This is a genomic window from Variovorax glucosi (assembly GCF_051216695.1).
In the GTDB taxonomy this organism is placed as follows: Bacteria; Pseudomonadota; Gammaproteobacteria; order Burkholderiales; family Burkholderiaceae_C; genus Variovorax.
The window spans coordinates 1-1,812 of the sequence record NZ_JBPJZE010000031.1 but is presented as its reverse complement, the minus strand read 5'-3'; the positions used below and the strand labels follow the sequence as shown (position 1 = coordinate 1,812).

2 protein-coding genes are annotated in these 1,812 nt (G+C 66.9%); both read right to left on the bottom strand.

Going from position 1 to position 1,812, the window contains the following annotated elements; genetic code table 11:
* Nucleotides 1-79: 79 nt before the first annotated feature.
* On the bottom strand, nt 80-283 hold the full coding sequence (locus ACSFA3_RS22490; protein WP_093052173.1) for a hypothetical protein: 204 nt from the start codon (nt 281-283) through the stop codon (nt 80-82).
* 114 nt (nt 284-397) lie between these two features.
* Nucleotides 398-1,591: a PLP-dependent transferase gene (locus tag ACSFA3_RS22485; RefSeq protein ID WP_435507707.1), complete on the bottom strand. Its 1,194-nt coding sequence runs from the start codon at nt 1,589-1,591 to the stop codon at nt 398-400.
* Nucleotides 1,592-1,812: the final 221 nt, after the last annotated feature.

Genomic DNA, 1,812 nt, shown 5'->3' with positions numbered 1-1,812 from the left:
CGCAAGCTGCTGCCGAAATAAAAAAACCGCCGCAGGCGCAGGCCTGCGGCGGCTTCTTGATGGGTACGCCAGGAGCGGATCAACCGTTCTTGGTGGGCAACTCGGGCACCGTGGGTGGATCGCGTTCGAGCGAGGCCACATCGGTTTCCGGGTCTCCGGGGGCCAAGCCGTCGCTGCTCGGATTGAGTTTGCGGTTCGCCTTTTCCCGGAGCTTTTCTTCCTTCTTCTTCTTCTTGGCCAGCTCTTTCTGGCGCTTCTCGTAGCCGTAATTGGGTGTTGCCACTGCTTCTCCTTGGGCGAGGCAGTCAGGGTGACTGCGCGTGGCCTACTGTAAGCGATAACGGTGCAGTCCCAAGACGGTACCCAATGACGCTCTCAGAGGGCGGGAAGCGATTTTTTACATCCGCGCCAGCGCCTGCTGCAGATCGGCACGCAGGTCCTCCACGTCTTCGAGGCCGATCGAAAAACGAACGAGCGTGCCCTTGTAAGGCCAGCGCGCCACGGAGGCGTCGCGCATCAGGCCAATGTCGTACGGCACCACCAGGCTGATAGGGCCGCCCCACGAATAGCCGAGGCGGAAGAGCTGCAGGCTGTCGCAGAAGCGGTCGACCTGCTCGGTGCTGTAGCGCTCGTCGAACACCACCGAGAACAGGCCTGCGGCCAGGTCGGTCTCGCCGCACAGCGCGGGCCAGTGGACGTGCCCGGGCGAGTCTTCGAGCGCTGGGTGCAGCACCTGTGCGATCTTGTCGCAGCCGTTGAGCCAGCCGGCCAGCTCACGCGCCGCGCGGTCGTGAGCGGCATAGCGCAGCGCGATGCTGGGCAGCGAGCGCAGCAGCGTCTCGACATCGCCCACGCCGATGCCGAAACCCATGCGCATGTGCGTGAGCTTGAGCGCGCGGTGCAGCCGCTCGTCGCGCGTGATCACGCTCCCCATGAGCACGTCGCCGCCGCCGCTCGGGTACTTCGTGAGCGCGTGCACCGAGATGTCGACGCCCTGCCCGCTGTCGTTGAAATCGAAGGGCGCAAAGGCCAGGCCCGCGCCCCAGGTGTTGTCGAGCGCAGTCATCACGCCGCGCGCGCGGCAGACGTTCACGAGTGCGGGCAGATCGGGAAACTCCATCGTCACCGAGCCCGCTGCCTCGACCCAGACCAGCCGCGTGCGATCCGACAGCTTGGCGGCGAGGTCGGCCGGATTCATCGCGTCGTACATGCGGTGGGTGATGCCGAAATTCGCCAGCTCGCCGGTGGCCAGCGCCTTGTTAGGGCCGTAGGCGTTGTCGGGGATCAGCACCTCATCGCCGGTCTTGAGAAAGGCGAACGACACCAGCGAGATGGCCGCCAGCCCGCTGGGCACGAGCAGGCATTCAGTGCCGCCTTCGAGCGTGGCCAGGCGCTCCTCAAGCGTGAAGGTGGTGGGCGTACCGTGCAGCCCGTAGGTGTAGCCGGCCTTGGTGCGCCAGTCGCGTGCGCGCATGGCGGCCACGTCGGCGAAGAACACGGTCGATGCCTTGAACACGCCGGGCTGCGGCGCGGCGAAGGTGGCGGGCGGAACGTAGGGGTGGTGGATCAGGGTCGTGGAAGGCTTGCTCATGGAGCGATGCTAGCGCGAGCGCCGCATCCGGGGATTTCGCGGGCGGGGTGATTGCGCCGCGTGGCGGCTCGGCAGACACTTCCCGCGTCCATGCAGCTGACCCGACCACCCTCCCCCCATCTGCGCCCCTTCGTGCGGCTCCTGTGGGCCTCCGCGCCCGATGGGCCGCACGAGGAACAGCCGGGCGCGCGCGAACACGTGCTGCCCACAGGTGGCATGCA